Raw genomic sequence first — 20,093 nt, forward strand, 5'->3', positions numbered from 1 at the left:
CGCGCAGCGCGGGTCGGAGCGGAGGGCTCAGTGACCCATGCCCATGCCGCCGTCCACCGGCAGCACGGCACCGGTGATGTAGCCGCCCTGGTCGGAGGCGAGGAAACTGATGGCGGCCGCGACGTCCTCGGGCTGACCGGTCCGGCCCAGCGGGATGGCCTGCTTGGCCATGTCGATGTACCGATCCTCCATCGCCGCGGTCATGTCGGTCTCGATGAACCCGGGTGCGACGACGTTGGCGGTGATGTTGCGGGAACCGACCTCGCGGGCGATGGAACGCGCCAGACCGATCAGGCCGGCCTTCGACGCCGCGTAGTTCGCCTGTCCGGGGATGCCGGAGGTGGCGACCACCGAGCCGAGGAAGATCATCCGGCCGAAGCGGGCGCGCTGCATGCCCTTGGTCGCGGCCTTCGCGCAGCGGAAGGCACCGGTGAGGTTCGCGTCGACGACCTTCTCGAAGCTCTCCTCACTGAGCCGCATCAGCAGCATGTTGTCGGTGATGCCCGCATTGGCGACCAGCACCTCCACCGGCCCCTGGTGCTCGGCGACCTCGGCGAAGGCCCGCTCCACCGAGGCGTTGTCGGTGACATCGCACTGCACACCGAACAGGCCCTCGGGAGCACCGGACCCGCGATGGGTCACGGCCACCTTGTGACCGTCGGCGGCCAGCCGCTGCGCGACGGCCAGGCCGATGCCGCGGTTGCCGCCGGTCACCAGGACCGAACGCGGAGTCTGTGCGGGGATGGGGGAATAGTCTGCCATGGCCATACAACCTATCTCAGGGCAGTCGCCGGTTCAGGAACAGGGCGGCGAAAGCGCCCGCCACCGCGAGCAGGGTGCCCGCGATCAGCCACGGCCGCGAATTGTCGCCGCGCTGACGCTCGTAGCCGATCTGCTTCTGCAGTGTCGAATACACCTTGTTCAACTCGTCCAGACTCGAGGCGGTGAAGAAGTCGCCGCCGGAGAGATTGGCGATCTTGTGCAGCGACTCGTCGTCGACCGGGACGTTCACCCGCTCGACGCCGCCGCTGGGCGTCTCCAGGTCGACGGTTCCGGTGAGCGTGCCGAAGGAGATCGTCGAAACCGGGATGCCCTTCTCCTTGGCCTTGCGCGCCGCGGTGAATCCGCCCCGCGGATCGTCCGGGCTGTCCGGGACCGTCTGCTTGCCGTCCGAGAGCAGGACGATGCGGGCCGGCGGTGCGCCTTCCGGGCCGCCGAGCACCGCATTGAGCGTCTGGATCTGCTGCAGCGCGGCGAAGATGCCTTCGCCGGTGGCCGTCTTGTCGGCCAGTTTGAGCCGGTCGAGAGCGTTCTTGGTCGCATTGTGGTCGGGCGTCGGCGAGACGAGGGTCGACGCGGTCCCGGCGAACGAGATGAGACCCAGATTGATGCCGTCGGTGAGGTCGTCGGCGAAGCGCTTGCCCGCGGCCTGGGCGGCCTTGAGCCTGCTCGGCGCGACGTCGGTCGACTTCATCGAGTTCGACACGTCGACCACCAGCATCACCGTGGCGCGGTTGCGCGGGACGTCACGCTCGGCCATCGGTCCGGCCATCGCGATCGTCAGCAGCAGAAGCCCGGTCAGCAGGATGCCGACCGGAATGTGCTTGAAGCGGTCCTGGTTGCGCGGGGTCACCGACCGGAGCAGGTCGAGGTTGGCGAAGGCCAATGCCCGCGCGCGGCGCCGCCGCATCACGTAGACGTAGGTCGCGATCAGCGCGGCGACCAGAAGTGTGGACAGCAACCACCACGGGTGGGCGAACAGATCGCTCATCATCGCGCCCCTGCGATGCGCCGTCGCCTGCCGACGAACCGGACGGTGTCGGCGAGCCAGTCGCGGTCGCTGCGCAGGGACAGCACCGGTCCGCCCGCGGTGCGGAAGGTCCGCAGCACCTCGGCGCGGTGGTCGGCCGACGCGCGCGCGTAGTCGGCGCGCACCTGCGGCGTCACATCGATGTCGACGACGTCGCCCGATTCGGCGTCGCGCAGGGTCACCGGCCCCACCGGGGGCAGCTCCACATCGCGCGGATCGAGCACCTCCACGCCCAGCAGCTCGTGGTGCGCGCCGATCGCTCGCAGGGAGCGCGCCCAGTCGATCTCCCCGAGGAAGTCGCTGACCACGACGGCCAGGCCGCGTCGACGCTGCGGACGGCGCAGCGCCTCGAGGCCCGCGTCGAGGTCGCCGCGCACCCCCGGCGAACTGCGCCGGGTGGTGGCGATGGTCTTGAGGAGCGCCTGGTCGTGTGCACGACCGGCGCGGGCCGGCACCCTGACGACGTCGTCGCCGGTGACGATGATCGCGCCGTGGCGGTTGCCGCCGCCCGCGGTCAGATGCACGACGGCCGACACGGCGGCCAGCGCCAGATCACGCTTGCTGTGCCCGACCGTGCCGAAGTCGAGGCTGGCCGACGCGTCGACGACGAACCACGTCTCGAGCTCGCGGTCGGCGATCATCTGCCGCACGTGCGGGGTGCCGGTGCGGGCGGTGACCGACCACTCCATGCGGCGGATGTCGTCGCCCGGCTGGTATTCGCGCGCTTCCCCCGGTTCGGAGCCCGGGCCTGGGATCAAGCCCAGGTGCTCGCCTTGCAGGACCCCGTCGAGCTTGCGTCGGACGGTCAGCTCCAGTGTCTTGAGCGCAGCGGTCAGTTCGGGTTCGTCGAGCTCTCCCCCGGCGAACGAGGGCAGCGTGCTACTGGCCGACATTGCCCTGCTGCGGGATCGGCGCCTGCGCCGGCACGGGCGCCGCCTGCGGTGCAGCCGCCTGCGGGGCAGCCGCCTGCGGGGCAGCCGCCTGCGGGGCAGCGGCCTGCGGCGCGGCCGGGGCCGGCGTCGTCGACGCCGCCACCTGCGGCAGTCCTACGGTCTGCAGGATCCGGGTGATGATCGTGTCGGGCGTCACCTCGTCGGCGAGCGCGTCGTACGAGAGCACCAGCCGGTGGCGCAGCACGTCGGGGATCACCTCGACGACGTCCTGCGGGATCACGTAGTCGCGGCCGTTGATGAGGGCCAGGGCGCGCGCGGCGGCGACGATGCCGAGCGTGGCGCGCGGCGACGCACCGTACGACAGCCACTGCCCCACCTCCGTCAGTCCGACCTCGGCCGGGCGCCGAGTGGCGTTGATGACCCGCACCACGTAGTCGACGAGGGCGTGGTGGACGAAGACGTTGGCGGCCAGCTTCTGCAGCCGCAGGGTGGCTTCGGGGTCGAGGATCTGCGAGGCGGTCGGCGGGACGTTGCCCATCCGGTAGACGATCTCGCGCTCCTCCTCCACCGACGGGTAGTCGACGAGCACCTTGAACAGGAAGCGGTCGCGCTGCGCCTCCGGCAGCGGGTACACGCCCTCGTTCTCGATGGGGTTCTGGGTGGCCATGACCAGGAACGGGTCGGGCATCGGGAAGGTGGTGCCGCCGATCGACACGTGGCGTTCGGCCATCACCTCCAGCAGCGCCGACTGGACCTTGGCCGGGGCGCGGTTGATCTCGTCGGCGAGGAGGAAGTTGGCTTCGACCGGGCCGAGCTCGGTGTCGAACTCTTCGCGGCCCTGTCGGTAGATGCGCGTGCCGATGAGGTCGGACGGGACCAGGTCCGGGGTGAACTGGACGCGCGAGAAGCTGCCGCCGATCACCGTCGCGAAGGTCTCCACCGCGAGCGTCTTGGCGACGCCGGGAACGCCTTCCAGGAGGATGTGGCCGCGGGCGAGCAGTCCGGTGAGGATCCGTTCGACGAGCTTGTCCTGTCCGACGATGACCCGCTTGACCTCGAACATGGCCCGCTCGATGAGTTTGGCGTCATCGGGTGTGAAGGTGAGGGTGTCGGTGCCGCTGCGGTCCGGTCCGCTGCTGCCTGTGGAAGTCAAGCCGTTGCTCCTGCCGATTGAGGCGTGCGTTCTGCCGTAGCCCACAGTAGCGGGATCGGCGAGACGTCAGAGGAGCCGGACGACATACGGCATGGCGCCGGCGGTCCGGACCGGCGAGATCTTGACGACGTCGCCGGACTGAGGCGCCTCGATCATGGTGCCGTCGCCGAGGATGAGCGCCACGTGCGCGCTGGCGTTGGGACCGTAGAAGATCATGTCGCCGCGCTTCATCTCCGACAGCGGCACCTGTGGGCCGGACGTGTACTGGTAGCCGGTGTAGTGCGGCAGGTCGATGCCGACGCCGGCGAAGCCGTAGATCATCAGGCCCGAGCAGTCGAAGCCGACCTTCTGGTAGTCGCCGTAGCTGTCGGCGACGCCGCCGTCGCGGATGCCGAGCGTCGGACCGTTCGCGTCACCGCCGCCCCACGCGTAGGTGATGCCCAACTGCGACTTCATCCGGTTGACGACGAGCTCGATGGCCTCGGGTCCGCGCAGACCGGGGCGTTGGACGCCGCCGCCGCCCTGCCCGGTTCCGGAGAACAGCGTGCCCAGGGAGCCGTTGCCCAACCGGGTGAACGTGTTGTCGGGGCCTTCGACGAACGGACTCGAGCCGCCGATGCCCAGTTCGTCGAACAGCTGCGAGTGCGGGATCTGCTGTTGCCCGATGAGGCTCGCCAGGAGCGCCTGGCCCGCGTCGAGGGCGAGCTTGGCGGCGGCTTCGGCGGCCTGCGCGACGAGGTCGTCGCCGGCGACGGGTTTGGCCGGGATCGCCTCGAGCACCTTGCCGACCTGGTCGAGCGGGGATCCCGGCGCCGGCGTCGCCGGGGCGTCGACGTTTCGCTTGGGCGCGGACTTGCGCAGTTCGTCGAGCTTGGCGGCGAGCGTGTTGCGTTGGGAGACGAGTGCGGTGCGCTTGGCCTGCTGGGTGCGGACTGCTTCCTGAGCCTGCTGGACGGCGACGATCGCATCGTTGCGGCGCGCGGCCGCGTCCTGCGCGGCCATCGCGGTCTGCTGTCGGGTCGCTTCGGTCGCCGCCACGCGGTTGGCCTGCTGGTTGCGGGCGACCTGCAGCTTGCGGATCGTCGTCTGCTGCTGGCGGGTCACGCGATCGATGTCCGACATCTGGTTCAGGACGGTGTCGGGGTCGTCGGAGGCGACGTACTTGGTCATCGCGCCGCGGTTGTCGCCCTGCCGATACACCGTGCGGACGAAGTCGTTGAACTCCTTCTGCGCCGCGTCGACCTTGCCGCTCACCGCAGTGAGCGAGTCCTTGGCGCTGCGACTGGCGGCGGCGGCGACCTGCTGCGCCGCCATGGCGTTCTGGAAGTCGACGAGCGTGCGGTTGACGTTCTCCTGCTTGGCGGCGACCGCGCCGCTGAGGTCCGACAGGTTCTGGTCGACGTCAGCGATCTGGTTGATGAGGGAGGCGACCGAGTTCGCCTGCGTCGGTTCACCGAGCGCCGGACCGGCTCCGAGGACGCTGACGATCATCACCGCACCCACAGTCGTGCCGCGCCGCGCCAGGCGTGCACCGTTCATAGCTGGCTTCAACTCCAGTACTCCCTCGAAACTCTGAACCCCCGGGACACCATTAAGCGTCTTCTGCACCGTACGTCACAACAACAACTCTTGAAACCGGAAGGACCGAATTACAAAGCGGTGATTACCTGCGGATATGCAGGTCACGCGCGGGAACGGGCGAACCTTAGAATCCAGTTACAGTTGAGTAACGCCATGACCGGTATCACCGTCATTCACGTTTCGTCGAAGATCTCCGGTTCTGCGGTCGGAGAGCTTCCGTGGAGAGATCCCGCTCGGAGCGGCCCCGTTCGGGGCGACCACCGGTCAGCCGAGCGGCGTCTGGCCGTCGTCGGCGACTGCGGGCGCGGCGTCGACCGGTGTCGTGACGGCCGCACGCCGCTTCATCCGGAGGCGGGCGACCACGGCCCCGAGGACGACCACCACGACGAGGCCGATCGTCACCCCGGTCCAGTCGACGTTCGGATCGATCGCGTGGTGGTAGATCTGCGTCGCGGCCTCCGTGGCCGTCGACCCCTTCGTCACATCGCTGGACGCGTCTTCGAGCTGCACGCGGCTGAACTCGCTGGAGGCGGTGCCGCTGCCCGAGGGGCCGAAGACCAGGACGGTGCCGCCCACCGACGACTGCAGCTGTGTCGCGATGTCGCGGTAGGCGGTGAACTTGGGATAGGCCTGGTCGAGGATCACCACGTGCAGCTCGTGTCCATCCGCGTGCGCCTGCTGCACCAGCTTCTTGAGGGCCGGCTGCTGATCGGCCGGGGCCCAGACGCCGGTCTGGTTCAGCGAGGACTCGATGGCCGCCATGTCCAGATTCGACCAGACATCCGTCGGCGGCTGCGCGGTCGGCGAGGCGAGAACGACGTCGGCTGGACCCGGATTCATCGGATGGGGCTCCCTATATCGGCGGGGGTGAACTCGGCGCCAAGACTACGGCAGCGGGCGGTCCCTGCCTGCCCGCCACCCCGTCGGAGATGAACTCACCGCGTCTGCTCGGGGTATTCGACAAACCAGTACGCCCGTACTGCTACGATGGTGGCGTAGCACCGCGGCTGCAGCCCGTCGCTGTGCTGCGACGCTTCTGACGAACTCCCGTCGGCGCAGCCCGTCGGCGGAAACTGCACGAAACGAGTGGAGCACACGTGAGCATCAATTCCTTTGATTCCCGTGGCACCCTTGAGGTCGGCGAGAACTCCTACGAGATCTTCCGCCTCAAGGCCGTGCCCGGCACCGAGAAGCTGCCGTACGCGCTGAAGGTTCTCGCCGAGAACCTGCTGCGCACCGAAGACGGCGCCAATATCACCACCGATCACATCAACGCCCTGGCGAACTGGGATCCCTCGGCCGAGCCGAGCGTCGAGATCCAGTTCACCCCCGCTCGCGTGCTGATGCAGGACTTCACCGGTGTTCCCTGCGTGGTCGACCTCGCCACCATGCGCGAGGCGATCACCGCGCTGGGCGGCGACCCCAACAAGGTCAACCCGCTCTCACCCGCCGAGATGGTCATCGACCACTCGGTCATCCTCGACGTGTTCGGCCGCGCCGACGCCTTCGAGCGCAATGTGGAGCTCGAATACCAGCGCAACAGCGAGCGCTACCGCTTCCTGCGTTGGGGCCAGGGCGCCTTCGACGACTTCAAGGTCGTCCCGCCGGGCACCGGCATCGTGCACCAGGTCAACATCGAGTACCTGGCCCGCAGCGTCATGGTCCGCGACGGCAAGGCCTACCCCGACACCTGCGTCGGCACCGACTCGCACACCACCATGCAGAACGGTCTGGGCGTCCTGGGCTGGGGCGTCGGCGGCATCGAGGCCGAGGCCGCGATGCTCGGCCAGCCGGTCTCCATGCTGATCCCGCGCGTGGTCGGCTTCAAGCTGACCGGTGAGATCAAGCCGGGCGTCACCGCCACCGACGTGGTGCTCACCGTGACCGACATGCTGCGTCAGCACGGCGTCGTCGGCAAGTTCGTCGAGTTCTACGGCAAGGGCGTCGCCGAGGTCCCCCTCGCGAACCGCGCCACCCTGGGCAACATGAGCCCCGAGTTCGGTTCCACCTGCGCGATCTTCCCGATCGACGATGAGACCATCAACTACCTGCGCCTGACCGGCCGCGACGACGAGCAGCTCGCTCTGGTCGAGGCTTACGCCAAGGAGCAGGGCATGTGGCACGACCCGGAGAACGAGCCGGCCTACTCCGAGTACCTCGAGCTCGACCTGAGCACCGTGGTCCCGGCGATCGCCGGCCCCAAGCGCCCGCAGGACCGCATCCTGCTGTCGGAGGCCAAGACCGCCTTCCGCAAGGACATCCACAACTACGTGGAAGAGAACCTGCCGACCCCGCACACCAAGCTCGACGAGGCCATCGAGGAGTCGTTCCCGGCTTCGGATCCGGCCAAGCTGAGCTTCGCCGACGACGGCGCCGTCAACGTCCAGTCGGCGGCCAACGGAGCCGAGGGCCGCCCGAGCAAGCCGGTCAAGGTCGTCAGCGCCGAGCACGGCGAGTTCGTCCTCGATCACGGCGCGGTCGCGGTCGCGGGCATCACCTCGTGCACCAACACCTCGAACCCGTCGGTCATGATCGGCGCGGCCCTGCTGGCCCGCAACGCCGTCGAGAAGGGCCTGAGCACCAAGCCGTGGGTCAAGACCAACATGGCTCCCGGCTCGCAGGTCGTCACCGACTACTACGAGAAGGCCGGCCTGTGGCCCTACCTGGAGAAGCTCGGCTTCTACCTGGGCGGATACGGCTGCACCACCTGCATCGGCAACACCGGCCCGCTGCCGGAGGAGATCAGCAAGGCCGTCAACGACAACGACCTGTCGGTCACCGCGGTGCTCTCGGGCAACCGCAACTTCGAGGGACGCATCTCCCCCGACGTCAAGATGAACTACCTGGCCTCCCCGCCGCTGGTCATCGCCTACGCCCTCGCCGGCACCATGGACTTCGACTTCGAGACCGAGGCCCTCGGCAAGGACACCGACGGCAACGACGTCTTCCTGAAGGACATCTGGCCGTCGGCGCAGGAGATCGACGACACCATCAAGACCGCGATCAGCCAGGACATGTTCCGCAAGTCCTACGCCGACGTGTTCGCCGGTGACGAGCGCTGGCGCGGCCTGGACACCCCCGAGGGCGACACCTTCTCGTGGGGCGAGGACTCGACCTACGTCCGCAAGGCGCCGTACTTCGACGGCATGACGCTGGAGCCGCAGCCCGTCTCCGACGTCACCGGCGCCCGCGTGCTGGCGCTGCTGGGCGACTCGGTCACCACCGACCACATCAGCCCGGCCGGCCCCATCAAGCCCGGCACCCCGGCCGCCCAGTACCTGGACAGCCACGGTGTGGCCCGCAAGGACTACAACTCGCTGGGCAGCCGTCGCGGCAACCACGAGGTGATGATCCGCGGCACGTTCGCGAACATCCGTCTGCAGAACCAGCTGCTCGACGGCGTCTCGGGCGGCTACACCCGCGACTTCACCCAGGCCGACGGCCCGCAGGCGTTCATCTACGACGCGTCGCAGAACTACCAGGCCGCGGGCATCCCGCTGGTCGTCATCGGCGGCAAGGAGTACGGCTCCGGCTCGTCGCGCGACTGGGCCGCCAAGGGCACCGTCCTGCTCGGCGTCAAGGTGGTCCTGGCCGAGTCGTTCGAGCGCATCCACCGCTCGAACCTGATCGGCATGGGCGTGGTCCCGCTGCAGTTCCCGGCCGGCGAGTCGGCCAAGACCCTGGGTCTGGACGGCACCGAGGTCTACGACTTCACCGGCATCGAGAAGCTCAACGAGGGCGTCACGCCGGAGACCATCCGGGTGACGGCGACCAAGGCGAACGGCGACAAGGTCGAGTTCGACGCCGTCGTCCGCATCGACACCCCCGGTGAGGCCGACTACTACCGCAACGGCGGCATTCTGCAGTACGTCCTGCGGAACATGATCAAGAGCTGATCTAGCGGCACGACGGGATTTTCGAATGCCACGGGTCAGCGATGACCGGCTTGCCGCGCGCCGTCGAGAGATTCTCGACGGCGCGCGTCATTGCTTCGCCGCATACGGCTACGACGGAGCCACGGTCAAACGCCTCGAAGAAGAAACCGGCCTCTCCCGGGGTGCGATCTTTCACCATTTCAAGGACAAGGAAGCCCTCTTCCTCGCCTTGGCTCGGGAGGACGCGGACCGGATGGCCGACGTCGCCTCGCAAGAGGGTCTGGTTCAGGTGATGCGGGACATCCTGGCGCGTCCGAAGGATTTCGACTGGCTGAGCACCCGCCTCGAGATCGTGCGCAAGATCCGCACCGATCCCGGGTTCCGGGAGGCGTGGGAATCGCAGTCCGCCGATCGCGAAGCGGCGACCCTCGCCCGGCTGGAGCGCAAGCGCCGAGCCGGCAGCTTGCGCAAAGACGTGCCACCCGAGGTTCTCGTCACGTACCTCGACGTCATCCTCGACGGGATCGTCACCCGATTGGCGTCCGGGCAGTCCACCGATGATCTGCACGCCGTCCTCGACCTGGTCGAGGCATCGGTCCGGGTGCCCGCCGGCGACTGACACGCGCGATGAAAGGCCCGGGTCTCGACAACGCCGAGACCCGGGCCTTTCGCATAACACAACTTACCTGAGAAGAAATTGAGACCCGACACGTGGCGGAACTCACGTGTGGGATAGCCTTCATTCGCACTATTGACTTTTGAACGAGGAGGGGTCCACCGGATGGGCCAACATCGACATGCACCGCGGCCTTCCCTCGGCTCCTCCTCGGCCGGACAGTCTGATTCCAGCCGCGTCGCCACTCCGCTGCGCGTCGGCCTCTCGGTGGCGTTGGCGGTCCTGCTCGCGGGCGGGGTCTACCTGGTCTGGGACATGAATCGCAGCGACTGCCCGCAGGTGCGCAAGGTGTCGGTGATCGCCGACAGCGGCGTCGCCGGGTACGTCGACCGGCTGGCCGAGCGGACCGAGGCGAACACCTGCTTCGACTTCGCCGTCGATGCGGTCCCGCCCAGCCACACCGCGGAGCGCCTGACCCAGGCGGCCACCCCGCACATCTGGATCGCCGAATCGCAGTCCCGCGTCCGCCAGGTGCGCACCTCGCTGGGGCGGTCCTGGTCGGACATCGGACCCTCGCTCGGGGTGTCGCCGGTCGTGGTCGTCGGGACGCAGGTGCCGCGCCGCCCGTCGTGGACCGAAGTGCTGACGATGCCCGAGCTCCGCGTCGACCCGCCCGCACAGAGTGACGTCAGCAATGCGGCGGTCGTCGGCGCGCTGTCGGAGGTCTCGACCGGCTCGCTGACCCACAGCGCCCTGGTGGAGGTGCTCACCAAGCGCGCGCTGATGATGAACGACAACGACGGCTCGACTCGGCTGTCGGAGATCGCCGTGGCCTCCGAGCCGATGGCGACCCTGACCACCGAGAGCGCCTACGCGAAGTTCAAGCGCGGCAACCCCGATGCTCAGCTCGAGGCGTGGGTGCCCGACTCCGGGACCGTCGACCTCGACTACCGCGCCGCCAACGTCGCACAGCCCGTCGACCAGGCGATGGCCGGCGAGGCGATCCGCGCGCTGGTCGAGACCCTGCAGACCGACGACGGCCGTCGGATCCGCGCCGAGGAGGGCGTCCGGTCGGTCGACGGCGATCCGCTCGCCGACGGCGTCGGACTCGGCACCGCGTCGACCATGGCTCAGCCGGCACGAGAACTGGTCGACAACATGCTGCGCAAGTGGACGGCGCTGACCCGACCGATCCGCGCCCTGGTGGTACAGGACGTGTCGGGGTCGATGTCGCGCGACGCCGGCGGTCGGACCCGAGCCGAATTGCTCCGGGACGCTTCGCTGTTCGGGTTGGAGCGCTTCCCGAAGAACACTGCGCTCGGGTACTGGGAGTTCAGCATCGACCGCGGCGGAAAGGGGCAGGACTACCGCGAGGTGATGCCGCTCGCCCCGATCTCGCAGGAGGTCGACGGACGCACGCATCGCAGTCGGCTGGCCGATGCGATCCGTGAGACGCTCGGCAATCTCGGCGGCGGCACCGGGCTCTACGACACGACGCTGGCCGCCTTCAAGACGGTGTACGACTCGTACGATCCGGCGTACTCGAACAGCGTCATCATCATGACCGACGGCCGCAACGAGGACCGCGACAGCATCACGCTGTCGCATCTGGTCTCGGAACTGAACATCATGAAGAATCCCGCTCGACGGATTCCGATCATCACGATCGGCATCTCCGAGGACGCGGACGCGGCGGCGCTGCGCAAGATCGCGCAGGCGACCGACGGCAGTTCCTTCGTCGCCCGCGATCCCAAGGACATCGGCGCAATCCTGTTGCAGGCGGTCTCCTTCCGCGCCGAGGGCGCCTGACACGAACTCCTGCTGAGCGAGCGATTGCTCGGTACGGTTGCTTCTGAGATTCCCATCACACTCAGGAGCGCCCGTGTACCCAGGAACATTCGCTGAGACCACCCCCGACAAGCCCGCTCTGATCCGACCCGCGACAGGCGAGACGGTCACCTACCGCCAGTTGGCGGACAACTCGGCGCGGATCGCGAATCACCTGCGAGAGTTGGGCATCGGGGAAGGCGACACGATCGCGATCGTGTCCGACAACGATCTGCGGGTGTTCGACGCGTACTGGGGTGCGGTCCGCAGCGGCATGTACGTGACCGCGGTCAACCACCACCTGACCCCCGCCGAGGTGAACTACATCCTGGAGGACTGCCAGGCGCGGGTCGTCTTCGGGTCGGCGGCGGTCGCGCCCGCGCTGGCCCGCGTGCACGAGATCGAAGCGTTGGCAGACCCGGCGCGGCGCATCGCCTGGGCCGGTCCGGTCGACGGCTTCACCGACTACGACGCGATCCTGGCCGGGGCCGAGGCATCACCTCCCGCCTCCCAGCCGCGCGGTACCGACATGCTCTACTCCTCCGGCACCACGGGTCGGCCCAAGGGGATCAAGCCGGCGCTTCCCGGCGTGCAGGTCGACGAGGCGCTCGACATGGTCTCGCAGGTGTTCGGGCCCGCCTACGGGTTCGGCCCCGAGACCGTGTACCTGTCCCCCGCGCCGCTGTACCACGCCGCGCCGCTGCGGTACTGCGCGATGGTCGACTCCCTCGGCGGAACCGTGATCGTGATGGATCACTTCGAGCCCGAGGCGGCGCTGAAGTACATCGACGAGTACGGCGTCACCCACAGTCAGTGGGTGCCGACGATGTTCGTTCGGATGTTGAAGCTGCCGGCCGAGGTCAGGCAGCGGTACGACGTGTCGAGCATGAAGGTCGCCATCCATGCGGCCGCCCCGTGCCCCGCCGAGGTCAAGGCGAAGATGATCGACTGGTGGGGTCCGGTCATCAACGAGTACTACGCGGCGACCGAAGCCGCGGGCGTCACGCTGATCGGGTCGGCGGAGGCGCTGACGCATCCGGGTTCGGTGGGCCGGGCCGTGCTCGGCGTCGTGCACATCTGCGGCCCGGACGGCGACGACCTGCCCGTCGGCGAGGTCGGCACCGTTTACTTCGAGCGCGACGAGATGCCCTTCGTCTACCACAACGATCCGGTCAAGACCGCGGAGGCGCAGCATCCGCGGCACCCCAACTGGGCGACCACCGGCGACCTCGGTTACCTCGACGACGAGGGCTTCCTGTACCTCACCGATCGGAAGGCGTTCACGATCATCTCCGGCGGCGTCAACATCTATCCGCAGGAATCGGAGAACGTCCTCATCAATCATCCGGCGGTGTACGACGTCGCGGTGATCGGCCTGCCCGACGACGATCTGGGCGAGCGCCCGGTCGGCTTCGTCCAACTGATGGACGAGGCGGCCCCGTCGGAGGCCTTGGCGGCCGAGCTCGTCGATTTCGCGATGGTCGAGCTGGCCGCCTTCAAGGTTCCGAAGGAGATCCGCTTCGTCGCCGAACTGCCCCGCACCCCGACCGGGAAGCTGGTCAAGGGCGAGCTGCGCAAGCAGGTCCTGGGCGCCTGACCCGCTCATCGAGTCCGGTGCATACCCCGGCGCCGCCCCCAGGCTCATCGAGTAGCCCGTGAACGTAGTGAGCGAGCGTATCGAGATGACCCAGTCTCGATACGCCGCCTCGCTCCGCTCGGTGGCTACTCGACAACCCTGAACAAACCGCCGCACCGCACACTCCGCACCGACCCCAGGACCAGAACGGACTGCCGCCCCGCCCCAGGCTCATCGAGTAGCCCGTGAACGTAGTGAGCGAGCGTATCGAGATGACCCAGTCTCGATACGCCGCCTCGCTCCGCTCGGTAGCTACTCGACAACCCTGAACAAACCGCCGCACCGCACACTCCGCACCGACCCCAGGACCAGAACGGACTGCCGCCCCGCCCCAGGCTCATCGAGTAGCCCGTGAACGTAGTGAGCGAGCGTATCGAGATGACCCAGTCTCGATACGCCGCCTCGCTCCGCTCGGTGGCTACTCGACAACCCTGAACAAACCGCCGCACCGCACACTCCGCACCGACCCCAGGACCAGAACGGACTGCCGCCCCGCCCCAGGCTCATCGAGTAGCCCGTGAACGTAGTGAGCGAGCGTATCGAGATGGCCGAGTCTCGATACGCCGCCTCGCTGCGCTCGGTGGCTACTCGACAACCCTGAACCAACCGCCGCACCGCACACTCCGCACCGACCCCAGGACCAGAACGGACTGCCGCGCCGCACACTCCCAGGCTCATCGAGTAGCCCGTGAACGTAGTGAGCGAGCGTATCGAGATGGCCGAGTCTCGATACGCCGCCTCGCTGCGCTCGGTGGCTACTCGACAACCCTGAACCAACCGCCGCGCACCCGCGAACGAAGAGAGCGAGCGTATCGAGATCGCCCAGTCTCGATACGCCGCCTCGCTGCCCTCGGTGGCTACTCGACAATCCTGAACAGACCGCCGCGCACCCGCGAAGGAAGAGAGCGAGCGTATCCAGATGCCCCGCCTCGACACCCCGAACAGACCACCGGATCGCCCCCGGCTCAGCGATCGCCGATTCCGGCACTTCCGTCATTCGGCTGACCGACGGACCCGGGTTGCGCGGTTAACGCCGGAGGTCGTCGGGTGGATCTATCCCATGTCGGGGTAAGACACACAGCGGATGAGGAGTCCTCATGAAGCACCCCGGTATCTGGCGGCCGCGATCGATTCTCGCGGTGGCAACGCTCGCCGCTCTCGTCTTGGTCGGCGGGTGCGCATCGCCTCCGCGGCATGCGCAGGCAGACATGCCCGCACCGGTGTCCGCGAGTTCGGGAGCGCCGTCGACGCCGGCCGAGCTGACCGTCGACGGTGCGTCCTCGCCCACCGATGCCGTCGCGACCGACACCGCAGGCGTCCTCCTCCCGCCACAGGACATCTCCCGGACCGGTTGGTGGGTCGATTCATCGCTGCCCGGTTCGGGTGCCGGCACCATCGTGATGACCGGGCACGTCGACGACATCGCGCAGGGCACCGGCTTCGCGGCCCGGTTCGCGCGTCTGCGTGACGGGGACGTCATCACAGTCACCACGGCGGACCGGCAGGCACACCGCTACCTCGTCACCCGCACGGTGACGAGTGACAAGGAGGCGACCGGGTCGGCAGGGCTGCCCGTCAGCGAGCTGAACCGGCGTGACGGACCGGAGACGCTCGCGCTGATCACCTGCGGCGGTCCGTTCGTCGGACCGCCGCTCGGATACCGCGACAACGTCGTGGTCTTCGCCTCTCCGGCCTGATGCGACCACATCGACCAGCAGCATCGGCGAGAACCAGCCGCCGAGCACCAACGGGTCGGGAACACACCGGGGTCGGGGAAGACACCGAAGGAGTTCACCATGAACCGCATCCGACGAGCACTGCTCGCCGCACTGACCGTGCCGACAGCGTTGACGCTGGCCGTCACGGTGGCCACCCCGCCGGCCTTCGCCGACGCCATCGACACCGGCCCGGCCGCGACCACGCAGACGTCACAGCCACCCCAGACATCACAGCCACCGCAGACGACACAGACGACCGAGCCCCCAGCCTCCGAAACGCCTCCCGACTCAAGCACCCCACCCACATCGACCACGCCGCCCGAGACGAGCACGCCGCCCGACCAGCAGACCGGAGTCGTCACCGTCGGGGCGACGGACGTCAGGACCGGTGAATCACTGGCCGGGGTCACCGTCCAGTTGGCCGGCCCGACCATGCAGCGCAGCGCCGTCACTCCGGCGAGCGTCGACTTCGCCGCCGGTCATGTCTCGGCGACCGTGACGGGCGTGCCGGACGGCTACCGGCTCGTCTCACCCGGAAACCTGAACGGCACCCTGGCCGCCGACGGGACCCTGCCGTTCTCCTTCCACCTTCTCCCCGGCGCGGTCGGTCGTCTGACGGTGGTCAAGGTCGATCGGTTGACCGGGCGCACCCTTCCGGGCGCCACCTTCGAGGTCCGCCCGTGCGACGGCGGACTGTACGTGCGGACGCAGACCCTCGCGGACGGCACGTTCGGCATCGACGAGTTGCCGGTCGGATGCTGGAACATCGTCGAGTCCGCCCCGCCAAAGGGGTATCTGGCCGATGAGTCGGTCCATCGCATCGAGGTGTCCGCAGGCTCGCACACGACGGTCAAGGTGTACGACCTCCCGATCGGCTACCGGGTGACCCGGAATCCCGACGCGCGGGTGCCCCTGAAGTCGGTGCCGTCGGGCCGCATGTACTGACCGACACCGCGAGGAGGGGCGGGATCGTCGAACCCGGGGATCGTCGATCCGGCGACCGTCAGGCCAGCTCGATGATCTCCTGGTACTCGTCGGACCAGTGGTCCTCGGTCCCGTCGGGAAGCAGGATGACCCGCTGGGGATCGAGCGCCGCGGCGGCACCGGGGTCGTGCGTCACCAGGACGACGGCCCCGGTGTAGCTGCGCAGCGCTTCGAGGACCTGCTCGCGCGAGATGGGGTCGAGGTTGTTGGTCGGCTCGTCGAGGAGCAGCACGTTGGCGGCCGACGAGACCAGCCCGGCCAGGGCCAGACGGGTCTTCTCACCGCCGGACAGGGTGCCCGCGGGCTGCTCCAGCTGGGGTCCGGTGAACATGAAGGCGCCCAGCAGTCCGCGCAGATCCTGCTCGCCGGCGTCGGGCGCGGCGTGCCGGATGTTCTCCCACACCGAGGCCTCGTCGTCGAGGGTGTCGTGCTCCTGGGCGAAGTAGCCGAGCTTGAGCCCGTGCCCGGGAACCACCTCGCCGAGATCGGGTTCCTCGGTGCCGGCCAGCAACCGCAGCAGGGTCGTCTTGCCCGCGCCGTTGAGCCCCAGGACCACCACGCGCGAGCCCTTGTCGATGGCCAGGTCGACGCCGGTGAAGATCTCGAGCGAGCCGTAGACCTTCGTCAGCTCCTTGGCGGTGAGCGGGGTGCGGCCGCAGGCGGCGGGCTCCGGGAAGCGGATGTGCGCGGTCTTGTCGGCCACCCGCTCCTCGTCGAGGTTGTCGATCATCTTCTCGGCGCGCTTGAGCATCTGCTGCGCCGCGGTGGCCTTGGTGGCCTTGGCCCCCAGCTTGGCGGCCTGCGTCCGGAGTGCGGACGCCTTCTTCTCCGCGTTGGCGCGTTCGCGCTTGCGTCGCTGCTCGTCGGTCGCGCGCGCGTCCAGGTACCGCTTCCACCCCATGTTGTAGACGTCGGCCTCCCCGCGCACGGCGTCGAGGAACCACACGCGGTTGACGACGTCGGCCAGCAGCTCGACGTCGTGGCTGATCACGATCAGACCGCCGTCGTGGTTCTGCAGGAAGCTGCGCAGCCAGGTGATCGAGTCGGCGTCGAGGTGGTTGGTCGGCTCGTCGAGGAGCAGCGTGGTGTCGGACTTCCCGGAACCGTCCGACGCGGCGAACAGGATGCGCGCCAACTCGATTCGACGACGCTGACCGCCCGACAGGGTGTGCAGCGGCTGCGCGAGGACACGGTCGGGCAGACCGAGGCTGTTGCAGATCCGCGCGGCCTCCGACTCGGCGAGGTAGCCGCCGAGGGTGCCGAACCGCTCCTCCAGGCGCGCGTACTTGGCGATGGCGCGGTCCCGGAACTTCGCGTCGGGCGCGGTCTCCATGATCTCCTGCTGCTTGGCCATGCTCGCGAGGATCTCGTCGAGCCCGCGCGCGGCCAGGACGCGGTCCTTCGCCAGGACGTCCAGGTCGCCCTCCTTCGGGTCCTGCGGGAGGTACCCGATGGGGCCCGACGAACGGACGTGTCCGCCGTAGGGCTGCGTCTCACCGGCCAGGATGCGCAGCGTGGTGGTCTTGCCGGCACCGTTGCGCCCGACCAGACCGATCCGGTCGCCGGGCGCCACGCGCAGCGCGTCTCCGGGCGCGGAAAGGAGAGTCCTCGCGCCCGCTCGTACTTCCAGGTCGGTCGCGGTGATCACGGCGAACCACTCTACCGACACCGGCCCGACGAACCCGAATCCGAAGAAACTACGGTGGACTCATGACTGATGCGACTACCGCCGAATCCGACCGTCCCGCCGACCTGGCGGGCCGCAGCGCGCTCGTGACGGGCGCCAGCCGGGGCATCGGGTATGCGATCGCCCTGGAACTGGCCCGTCGGGGCGCCGCGGTGGTCATCACCGGACGCAAGGCCGAACCGCTCGCCGACGCCGCGGCGGCACTCCGCACCGAGGTGCCGGGGGCGGTCGTGACGCCGGTCGCGGGAAACACCGGTGACGAAGATCATCGCGCGGCGGCGGTCGCCGCCGCTGTCGCCAACGGCGGCATCGACATCCTGGTCAACAACACCGGGATCAATCCGACCGCCGGACCGCTGATGGACGCCGATCTGGGCGCGGTCCGCAAGACCTTCGACACCAACGTCGTCGCCGCCCTCGGCTTCATTCAGGAGGCCTACCGGGCGGGCATGAAGGACTCGGGCGGGGCGATCGTCAACATCGCGTCCATCGCCGGCCTTCGCGCCACCGGGCTCATCGCGGCGTACGGCGCGTCCAAGGCGGCACTGATCCATCTGACGGAGGAGCTCGCCTGGCAGCTCGGTCCGCAGATCCGCGTCAACGCGGTCGCTCCCGGCCTGGTCAAGACCAAGTTCGCCGACGTGCTGCTGTCCGCGGGTGAGGACGCGGTCGCCGCCGGCTACCCGATGCAGCGCGTCGGGGCGCCGGCCGACATCGCCGACGCGGTCGCCTTCCTGGTCAGCGATGCCGCGTCGTGGATCACCGGCGAGACGGTCCGGGTGGACGGCGGAAAACTGGCGACCGGCAGCATGTGAACGCGCCGGTGTTGATCGTGGTCGGCGCAGGTCCGGCCGGTCGCGCGCTCGCGCACCGGGCCGGGGCCGCCGGGCTGCGGGTGACCCTCGTCGACCCGGCCCCCGACCGACCGTGGCATGCGACGTACGGCATGTTCTCCGACGACGTCCCGCCGTGGCTCGACTACGCTGCGGCGGCCGCGCGCACCGACGAGACCGTCGTCTACACACCCGCACGTCGGCGCCTCGCCCGCGGCTACACGGTCTTCGATCCGGTCCGCCTTCAGCGGGCGCTGTCGCTCGACTCGGTGACGGTCGTCGCCGCCGCTGCCGCCTCGATCACCGCGACCGCCGTGACGCTCCCCGACGGGACCGTCCTGACGGCCGACTGCGTCGTGGACGCGCGAGGCAGCGCCGGACGCCGCGACGACCGTCTCCCCCGGCAGTCCGCGTTCGGTGTGTTCGACTCGTCGCCGGACCGGGACGGCGAAGCCGGTGAGGCGGTCCTCATGGACTGGCGGCCCGCAGTCGGCGACGCCGCGGGAGCGCCGTCGTTCAGCTATCGGGTGCCGACCGCGCGCGGGCGGCTCGTCGAAGAGACCTGTCTGGCCGCGCGGCCGCCGCTGGCGATCGCCGAACTCGAACGCCGAGCACGGGCCCGACATCCCGCGGCGGAAACCGCCGACACAGATGTCGCCGACACACATACCGCCGATGTGGAGATCGTCGACTTCCCGCTGCTCGATCGTCCGTGCCCCTGGCGCAAGGCCGGACCCGACGAGGCGCTGCGCTTCGGAGCGGCCGGCGGGTTGATGAATCCGGCGACCGGCTACAGCGTGGCGCAATCGCTTGCCGCCGTCGACGTCGTCGTGGCCGCCGTAGCCGCCGGCGACGACCCCCGCAGGGCGCTGTGGCCGCTACGGGCCCGGCTCACCTATCGTCTGCAGCTGATCGGGCTGTCAGTGCTGCTCGGTCTGTCGGCCGACGATCTCGTCCGCTTCTTCGACGCCTTCTTCCGGCTGTCGGTCCGTCGGCAACGGGCCTACCTGTCTGCGCGCGACGACGCGGGCGGCGTGCTGGCCGCGATGGCGGCGGTGTTCGTCCGCTGCCCGGTGCGGCTGCAGGTGAGGGTGGCGACCCGGACCGCGGCGGCGCTCAGGCCTGGCCGCTGTCCTTGAGCGCCTGCTCGACGTCGAGGGCCTTGAGCTGATCGATCAGATTGTCCAGCGCCTGCGGCGGCAGCGCACCCGACTCGTTGAAGACCAGGCGGCCCTGTTTGAACGCCATGATGGTCGGGATCGATCGGATGCTGGCGGCCGCGGCGAGCTGCTGCTCGGCCTCGGTGTCGACCTTGGCGAAGACGATGTCCTCGTGCTTGTCCGAGGCGGCCTTGAAGGTCGGCGCGAACTGGCGGCACGGGCCGCACCAGCTCGCCCAGAAGTCCACGAGGACGATCTCGTTGTCGACGATGGTCTGTTCGAAGTCGGTACCGGTCAAATCAATGGTTGCCATGTGTGTA

General features: G+C 68.9%; 16 protein-coding genes. 8 read left to right on the forward strand and 8 right to left on the reverse strand.

Going from position 1 to position 20,093, the window contains the following annotated elements:
* Positions 1 to 27: 27 nt before the first annotated feature.
* The 6 genes from fabG1 to AAFO60_RS00305 form a co-directional block, all read right to left on the reverse strand.
* The gene (gene fabG1, locus AAFO60_RS00280; RefSeq protein ID WP_347954159.1) at positions 28 to 762 is read right to left on the reverse strand and encodes a 3-oxoacyl-ACP reductase FabG1; all 735 of its coding nucleotides are present in this window, start codon (positions 760 to 762) and stop codon (positions 28 to 30) included.
* Positions 763 to 778: 16 nt separating this feature from the next.
* The gene (locus AAFO60_RS00285; RefSeq protein WP_347954160.1) at positions 779 to 1,771 is read right to left on the reverse strand and encodes a VWA domain-containing protein; all 993 of its coding nucleotides are present in this window, start codon (positions 1,769 to 1,771) and stop codon (positions 779 to 781) included.
* Positions 1,771 to 2,703: a DUF58 domain-containing protein gene (locus tag AAFO60_RS00290; RefSeq protein WP_347954161.1), complete on the reverse strand. Its 933-nt coding sequence runs from the start codon at positions 2,701 to 2,703 to the stop codon at positions 1,771 to 1,773. The genes AAFO60_RS00285 and AAFO60_RS00290 overlap by 1 nt, the downstream gene beginning before the upstream one ends.
* On the reverse strand, positions 2,690 to 3,856 hold the full coding sequence (locus AAFO60_RS00295; RefSeq protein WP_347954162.1) for an AAA family ATPase: 1,167 nt from the start codon (positions 3,854 to 3,856) through the stop codon (positions 2,690 to 2,692). Before AAFO60_RS00295 ends, AAFO60_RS00290 begins: the two co-directional genes overlap by 14 nt.
* 66 nt (positions 3,857 to 3,922) lie before the next feature.
* Entirely contained in the window at positions 3,923 to 5,395 is a 1,473-nt protein-coding gene (locus tag AAFO60_RS00300; protein ID WP_347954163.1) for an NlpC/P60 family protein, read from the reverse strand.
* 306 nt (positions 5,396 to 5,701) lie between these two features.
* The gene (locus AAFO60_RS00305; RefSeq protein ID WP_347954164.1) at positions 5,702 to 6,277 is read right to left on the reverse strand and encodes a DUF6676 family protein; all 576 of its coding nucleotides are present in this window, start codon (positions 6,275 to 6,277) and stop codon (positions 5,702 to 5,704) included.
* Between the two features lie 257 nt (positions 6,278 to 6,534).
* On the opposite strand from AAFO60_RS00305, the gene acnA reads away from it, so the two are divergent.
* From acnA to AAFO60_RS00335, 6 genes are all read left to right on the forward strand, one after another.
* Positions 6,535 to 9,333, forward strand: coding sequence for an aconitate hydratase AcnA (acnA, locus tag AAFO60_RS00310; RefSeq protein ID WP_347954165.1), 2,799 nt, complete (start codon positions 6,535 to 6,537; stop codon positions 9,331 to 9,333).
* A gap of 25 nt (positions 9,334 to 9,358) precedes the next feature.
* On the forward strand, positions 9,359 to 9,931 hold the full coding sequence (locus AAFO60_RS00315) for a TetR/AcrR family transcriptional regulator (protein WP_347954166.1): 573 nt from the start codon (positions 9,359 to 9,361) through the stop codon (positions 9,929 to 9,931).
* 162 nt (positions 9,932 to 10,093) lie between these two features.
* Entirely contained in the window at positions 10,094 to 11,737 is a 1,644-nt protein-coding gene (locus tag AAFO60_RS00320; RefSeq protein WP_347954167.1) for a VWA domain-containing protein, read from the forward strand.
* A gap of 73 nt (positions 11,738 to 11,810) precedes the next feature.
* Positions 11,811 to 13,352 (forward strand): acyl-CoA synthetase, encoded by a 1,542-nt coding sequence (locus tag AAFO60_RS00325; RefSeq protein ID WP_347954168.1) that lies wholly within the window; start codon positions 11,811 to 11,813, stop codon positions 13,350 to 13,352.
* A 1,136-nt stretch (positions 13,353 to 14,488) separates the two neighbouring features.
* Positions 14,489 to 15,088, forward strand: coding sequence for a class F sortase (locus tag AAFO60_RS00330; protein WP_347954169.1), 600 nt, complete (start codon positions 14,489 to 14,491; stop codon positions 15,086 to 15,088).
* Between the two features lie 99 nt (positions 15,089 to 15,187).
* A complete protein-coding gene (locus AAFO60_RS00335) occupies positions 15,188 to 16,054 on the forward strand; it encodes an MSCRAMM family protein (RefSeq protein ID WP_347954170.1) in 867 nt (288 codons plus the stop codon).
* Between the two features lie 58 nt (positions 16,055 to 16,112).
* On the opposite strand, the gene AAFO60_RS00340 is transcribed toward AAFO60_RS00335, so the two are convergent.
* The gene (locus AAFO60_RS00340; RefSeq protein WP_347954171.1) at positions 16,113 to 17,741 is read right to left on the reverse strand and encodes an ABC-F family ATP-binding cassette domain-containing protein; all 1,629 of its coding nucleotides are present in this window, start codon (positions 17,739 to 17,741) and stop codon (positions 16,113 to 16,115) included.
* Positions 17,742 to 17,803: 62 nt separating this feature from the next.
* Here AAFO60_RS00340 and AAFO60_RS00345 point away from each other — a divergent pair, with 62 nt between their 5' ends.
* Entirely contained in the window at positions 17,804 to 18,595 is a 792-nt protein-coding gene (locus AAFO60_RS00345) for an SDR family oxidoreductase (protein WP_347954172.1), read from the forward strand.
* Complete coding sequence (locus tag AAFO60_RS00350; protein WP_347954173.1) at positions 18,592 to 19,752, forward strand: lycopene cyclase family protein; 1,161 nt, start codon at positions 18,592 to 18,594, stop codon at positions 19,750 to 19,752. Before AAFO60_RS00345 ends, AAFO60_RS00350 begins: the two co-directional genes overlap by 4 nt.
* Here AAFO60_RS00350 and trxA read toward each other — a convergent pair.
* Positions 19,730 to 20,086, reverse strand: a complete 357-nt coding sequence (trxA, locus tag AAFO60_RS00355; protein ID WP_347954174.1) for a thioredoxin — start codon at positions 20,084 to 20,086, stop codon at positions 19,730 to 19,732. The genes AAFO60_RS00350 and trxA overlap by 23 nt on opposite strands.
* Positions 20,087 to 20,093 lie beyond the last annotated feature (7 nt).

Origin of the sequence: Gordonia aichiensis (genome assembly GCF_039946255.1) — a bacterium.
GTDB classification, from domain to species: Bacteria; Actinomycetota; Actinomycetes; order Mycobacteriales; family Mycobacteriaceae; genus Gordonia; species Gordonia aichiensis_A.

Bases quoted from the DNA above. Each gene is read 5' to 3' on its own strand.
- trxA (WP_347954174.1), bottom strand. From the start codon at position 20,086: ATGGCAACCATTGATTTGACCGGTACCGACTTCGAACAGACCATCGTC.
- AAFO60_RS00345 (WP_347954172.1), top strand. From the start codon at position 17,804: ATGACTGATGCGACTACCGCCGAATCCGACCGTCCCGCCGACCTGGCG.
- AAFO60_RS00290 (WP_347954161.1), bottom strand. From the start codon at position 2,703: ATGTCGGCCAGTAGCACGCTGCCCTCGTTCGCCGGGGGAGAGCTCGAC.
- fabG1 (WP_347954159.1), bottom strand. From the start codon at position 762: ATGGCAGACTATTCCCCCATCCCCGCACAGACTCCGCGTTCGGTCCTG.
- AAFO60_RS00330 (WP_347954169.1), top strand. From the start codon at position 14,489: ATGAAGCACCCCGGTATCTGGCGGCCGCGATCGATTCTCGCGGTGGCA.
- AAFO60_RS00335 (WP_347954170.1), top strand. From the start codon at position 15,188: ATGAACCGCATCCGACGAGCACTGCTCGCCGCACTGACCGTGCCGACA.
- AAFO60_RS00320 (WP_347954167.1), top strand. From the start codon at position 10,094: ATGGGCCAACATCGACATGCACCGCGGCCTTCCCTCGGCTCCTCCTCG.
- AAFO60_RS00300 (WP_347954163.1), bottom strand. From the start codon at position 5,395: ATGAACGGTGCACGCCTGGCGCGGCGCGGCACGACTGTGGGTGCGGTG.
- AAFO60_RS00285 (WP_347954160.1), bottom strand. From the start codon at position 1,771: ATGAGCGATCTGTTCGCCCACCCGTGGTGGTTGCTGTCCACACTTCTG.
- AAFO60_RS00315 (WP_347954166.1), top strand. From the start codon at position 9,359: ATGCCACGGGTCAGCGATGACCGGCTTGCCGCGCGCCGTCGAGAGATT.
- AAFO60_RS00305 (WP_347954164.1), bottom strand. From the start codon at position 6,277: ATGAATCCGGGTCCAGCCGACGTCGTTCTCGCCTCGCCGACCGCGCAG.